This window comes from Agromyces binzhouensis (genome assembly GCF_004135055.1).
GTDB lineage: Bacteria > Actinomycetota > Actinomycetes > Actinomycetales > Microbacteriaceae > Agromyces > Agromyces binzhouensis.
In genome coordinates this window covers 1-4,819 of record NZ_SDPL01000235.1, presented here as the reverse complement: position 1 = coordinate 4,819, position 4,819 = coordinate 1, and the positions used below count along the sequence as shown (strand labels likewise).

Annotated in this window: 5 protein-coding genes; 4 read left to right on the top strand and 1 reads right to left on the bottom strand. The window is 73.9% G+C overall.

What is annotated here, in order from left to right; translation table 11 throughout:
• The 4 genes from ESO86_RS18920 to ESO86_RS11515 all read left to right on the top strand — a co-directional run.
• Nucleotides 1-793, top strand: a 793-nt coding sequence (locus ESO86_RS18920) for a type 2 periplasmic-binding domain-containing protein (RefSeq protein ID WP_165307699.1), incomplete at its 5' end; no start/stop codon positions are given.
• Nucleotides 793-1,572, top strand: coding sequence for an enoyl-CoA hydratase/isomerase family protein (locus tag ESO86_RS11525; protein ID WP_129235140.1), 780 nt, complete (start codon nucleotides 793-795; stop codon nucleotides 1,570-1,572). The genes ESO86_RS18920 and ESO86_RS11525, both read left to right, overlap by 1 nt.
• 58 nt (nucleotides 1,573-1,630) lie before the next feature.
• The gene (locus tag ESO86_RS11520; protein WP_129235138.1) at nucleotides 1,631-2,797 is read left to right on the top strand and encodes a fumarylacetoacetate hydrolase family protein; all 1,167 of its coding nucleotides are present in this window, start codon (nucleotides 1,631-1,633) and stop codon (nucleotides 2,795-2,797) included.
• Between the two features lie 44 nt (nucleotides 2,798-2,841).
• A complete protein-coding gene (locus ESO86_RS11515; RefSeq protein ID WP_129235136.1) occupies nucleotides 2,842-4,347 on the top strand; it encodes an aldehyde dehydrogenase family protein in 1,506 nt (501 codons plus the stop codon).
• Between the two features lie 34 nt (nucleotides 4,348-4,381).
• On the opposite strand, the gene ESO86_RS11510 is transcribed toward ESO86_RS11515, so the two are convergent.
• The coding region (locus tag ESO86_RS11510; RefSeq protein WP_242492330.1) for a PfkB family carbohydrate kinase at nucleotides 4,382-4,819 on the bottom strand (438 nt) is incomplete at its 5' end.

The following is a 4,819-nucleotide window of genomic DNA, read 5'->3' as shown; positions in this document are numbered from 1 at the left end:
CGAGCTCGTGCCCGTCGCCCCGACCACGTGGGACGAGGTGCGGCAGCTCGCCACGACCGCGCCCGTCGCGCTGAGCCTCGCCGGGCCGCACGCGTTCCTGTCGTTCGCGTCGATCTGCGTCGCGCTGGGCGCGGCGGGCGGGGCGGATGCCACTGCCGTCGTCCCCGCGACGGAGCCGGGCTGCGGCTTCGTCGACCGCGAGATCGGCGAGCGGGCGTTCGCGCTCATGGCCGAGCTCGCGGCCGGCATGCCCGAGGGCGCGCCAGACCTCAACCCGATCGGCCTGATCGAGCGAATGCGCCGCGTCCGCGACATCGCCTACGTCCCCCTCGTGTACGGCTACGTGAACTACGCCTCGGGCCCGGGCGCGCTGCGCTTCGACGACGCGCCCGCCGCGACCTCGGGCAGCCGCCGAGGCTCGACCATCGGCGGCACGGGCATCGCGATCTCCAGGCGCTGCCGCCCCGACGCCGACCTCGTCGCTCACCTCGCGGGCCTCCTCGACCCCGAGGTGCAGCGCACGTTCATCCCGGAGTACGCAGGCCAGCCCGGCCTGCGGAGCGCCTGGACCGACGACACTGTGAACGCGGCATCCGGCGACTTCTACCGGACCACGCTCGCGACCATCGAGGACGCCTGGGTGCGCCCGCGCGTGCCGGGGTACATCCCCTTCCAGTCCGCCGCGTCGGCGCTCCTGCGCGAGGCTCTGCTCGGCCGCGGCTCGCCCGCCGACGCCCTCAACGAACTCGACCGGGCCTTCGACACCCTCGCCCGCGAAAGGAGCGTGCTCTGATGCAGCCCGCCAGCCCGAACATCCGCCTCGAGGTCGACGGCCATGTCGCGATCATCACGATAGACCGCCCCGAGAAGCTCAACGCCGTCACGCCCGAGATGTCGTACGCGCTCGTCGAGGTGATCGAGTGGGCCGATGCCGCCGACGAGGTCCGCGCGATCGTCCTCACGGGGGCGGGGGACCGGGCGTTCTGCGCCGGCTCCGACATCCGCACGCTCGACACGTACGCGACGCCGTGGGAGTTCCGGAACCGCACGGACTACTGCGACGCGATCCGCGACGCGCGCAAGCCCGTCATCGCCGCGATCAACGGCTACGCGTTCGGCGGCGGGCTCGAGACCACGCTCATCTGCGACATCCGCCTCGCCTCGACGACCGCGAGCTTCGCGGCGCCCGAGATCAAGCTCGGCTGGATCGGCGGGGGAGGCATGTCGACGTTCCTCGCACACTCGATCGGCCCGTCGAATGCGGCCGTCATGCTCATGACGGGCGACCCGATCGACGCCGAGACGGCCCTTCGGTGGGGGCTCGTGAGCGAGCTCGTCGCACCCGACCGACTGATCGAGCGGGCGGTCGAGCTCGCCCGCGTGATCGCCTCGCGCCCGCCCATCGCGGCCGAGACCGCGAAGGCGAACCTGCGCGCGGCGTTCAACATGACCCAGGACGAGGCCATGCGCTACGAGCGCGACCTGCAGACCGTGACCTTCGCCACCGAGGACGCACACGAGGGCCGGGCGGCATTCGCCGAGAAGCGCGCGGGCGTCTTCCTCCGGCGCTGAGCGCGCCGCCGACGTCTCCCTTCACCGACCGCACGACGACATTCCGAGGAACCGCATCATGACCTGGCCCGAAGCCCGCGACATCCTGCCCGACGACGCCGACCGCGCGACCCTCGTGGGCCGCGCCTGGACCTCAGCCGGCCCGAGCGTCGTCGTGCTGCGGCCCGAGGGCGTCGTCGACGTCTCGCGCACGTTCCCGACGATGCGCGCCCTCACCGAGCACGATCAGCCGGTCGCCGCGCTCGCCGCCGCCGACGGCCCCGTTCTCGGCAGCCTCGACGAACTCGCCCGGAACACCCCGCCCGAGACCCGCGACACCGCGAAGCCATGGCTGCTCTCACCGATCGACCTGCACGTCGTGAAGGCCGCGGGCGTGACCTTCCCGGTGTCGATGCTCGAGCGCGTCATCGAGGAGCGCGCCCGCGGCGACCAGGACGCCGCCGCGGAGATCCGGGCCGAGATCCTCGCCACGATCGGCGGGTCGCTCGACGCGCTGAAGCCTGGCTCCGACGAGGCGGCGGCCCTCAAGGCGCTGCTCATCGAGCGCGGCTGGTGGAGCCAGTACCTCGAGGTCGGCATCGGCCCCGACGCCGAGGTGTTCACCAAGGCGCCCGTGCTCGCGACGGTCGGCGCACTCGTCGACGTGGGCGTGCATCCCGCGTCGCAGTGGAACAACCCCGAGCCCGAGGTCGTGCTCGTCGTGAGCTCGACGGGTCGCATCGTGGGCGCGAGCCTCGGCAACGACGTGAACCTCCGCGACGTCGAGGGCCGGAGCGCCCTGCTGCTCGGCAAGGCGAAGGACAACAACGCGTCGGCGTCGCTCGGCCCGTTCATCCGGCTGTTCGACGACGGCTACGGCATCGACGAGCTCCGGGCCTCGGTCGTGCGGCTCTCGATCGACGGCGAGGAGGGCTATCGGCTCGACGGAACGAGCGAGCTCGCCCGCATCAGCCGCGACCCCGTCGACCTCGTCGGCCAGGTCGTCGGCGCCCACCACCGGTACCCCGACGGCTTCGTCCTCTACCTCGGCACGATGTTCGCGCCCGTCGACGACCGCGACGTGCCCGGCCGGGGGTTCACGCACCGCGACGGCGACCTCGTGCGGATCGCCGAGCCGCGCCTCGGCGCGCTCGTCAACCGCGTGCGCTCGACGGATGCCGCCGAGCCGTGGACGTTCGGCATCGACGCCCTCTACCGGTCGCTGTCCACGCGCGGCCTGCTCTGAACCCACGCGCGACGACCCGATCCATCCCGACCCCGGAGACGACCATGCTCACCAGCACGAACCCCCGCACCGGCGAGACCCGCCCGACCGGCATCGCCGCATGCGCGCCCGACGAGGCCGATGCCGTGATCCGGGCCGCGGATGCCGCATTCGCCGCGGCATCAGCCCACGACCGCCTCTGGCGGGCCGGCCTGCTCGACGCCCTCGCCGACGCGCTCGACGCGCATCGCGACGACCTCGCCGCCGTGGCCGACGCGGAGACCGGGCTCGGCCTGCCCCGGCTCACGGGCGAGGTGGGCCGCTCGAGCTTCCAGTTCCGGATGTTCGCCGAGGCGCTCCGCGACGGCGGCTATCTGGAGGCGACGATCGACCACGCCGACACGACCGCGCTCGGCCCGCAGCCCGAGATCCGGCGGATGCTCGTGCCGCTCGGCACGATCGCGGTGTTCGGCTCGAGCAACTTCCCGTTCGCGTTCTCGGTCGCGGGCGGCGACACCGCTTCGGCGCTCGCCGCCGGCAACGCGGTCGTGCTGAAGGCCCACTCGTCGCACCTCGCGACCTCGAAGGCCTCGCACGCCGTGCTGCGTGACGCCGCCGCGGCGTACGGCGCGCCGGAGGGACTCATCGGCATCGTCTATGGCACCGACGCGGGCCGGGTGCTCGTGTCGCACCCGCTCGTGCAGGCCGTCGGCTTCACCGGCTCGCTGCACGGCGGCCGGGCCATCATGGACCTCATCGATGCCCGCCCTCGCCCGATCCCGTTCTACGGCGAGCTGTCGAGCCTCAATCCGCTGATCGTCACGCCTGCGGCGGCCGCCGCGCGTGGCGAGGCGATCGCCGACGGCCTCTACGGCTCGTTCACGCTCGGCAGCGGCCAGTTCTGCACCAAGCCGGGCGTCGCGTTCGTGCCGACCGGCGACGCCGGCGACGCGCTCGTGGCGCGCATCGCGGCGAAGGCCACGGATGCCGCGGCCACGGTGCTGCTCAACGGGCGGATCGCGTCGTCCTTCGACGAGATCCGTGATCGCGTGGTCGCGACCGGCTCGGTCGCGGTGCTGGCCCAGGGCGTCGCCGACCCGGGCGCGGGATTCACGGCCGTGCCCACCGTGCTCGCTACGACGGCCGCCGCGCTCACGTCCGAGGCGACCGAGGAGGCCTTCGGGCCGCTCATCGTGCTCGTGCGCTTCGACGAAGACGCCGAGATCGTGCGGGCGCTCGACGCCGTGCCCGACTCGCTCACCGCGACCGTGCACAGCGAGGCGTCCGACGCCGACGCGGTCGCCGCGCTCGTGCGGGAGCTCTCGCCGCGCGTCGGACGTCTCGTGTTCGACGGCTACCCGACGGGCGTGCGCGTCTCGTGGGCGCAGCACCACGGAGGGCCGTGGCCCGCGACGAACTCGCAGCACACGTCCGTCGGCGTGAGCGCCATCCGCCGCTTCCTCCGGCCGCTCGCCTGGCAGGACGCGCCGGAGGCGCTGCTTCCGGCCGAGCTCCGCGACGGCTACGAGGGGATCCCGCGGCGGGTCGACGGGGTGCTGCAGCTGGGATGATCGCGGTGCGGTCGCGCCCGGGGTGCCGGGCGCGTCAGCGCTGCACGGGGTCCGCGCCGAGGTCGCGCTCGAGGTCGCGGTGCGTTGGGAAGCCCTCCCAGTCGCCCGGGTGCGTGCATGCGGCGGCCCCGGTGCGGACACCGAGGGCGAGTCGCCCGTCGACGTCCTGGCCGGCGAGGCGTGCGGCGAGGTACCCGGCGACGAACGCGTCACCCGCGCCGACGGTGTCGACGACGGTCACCGGTACGGCCGCGCGCTCGTGGGCGGCGCCATCGGCGAATGCGATCGCGCCGTCCTCGCCGAGCTTGACGACGACCTCGGCCGGCCCGAGCCCGGCGATCGCGCGTGCGAGGTCGTCGGCGGTGGCCCCGGCGAGCCCGGTCAGGAGCTCGGCCTCGTCGAAGCCCGCGAACACGAGGTCGGCCCGCGCCGCGAGCGACCGGTGCACGGCCGCGGCGTCGGCAGGGTCGGG

Bases quoted from the DNA above. Each gene is read 5' to 3' on its own strand.
- ESO86_RS11520 (WP_129235138.1), top strand. From the start codon at position 1,631: ATGACCTGGCCCGAAGCCCGCGACATCCTGCCCGACGACGCCGACCGC.
- ESO86_RS11525 (WP_129235140.1), top strand. From the start codon at position 793: ATGCAGCCCGCCAGCCCGAACATCCGCCTCGAGGTCGACGGCCATGTC.
- ESO86_RS11515 (WP_129235136.1), top strand. From the start codon at position 2,842: ATGCTCACCAGCACGAACCCCCGCACCGGCGAGACCCGCCCGACCGGC.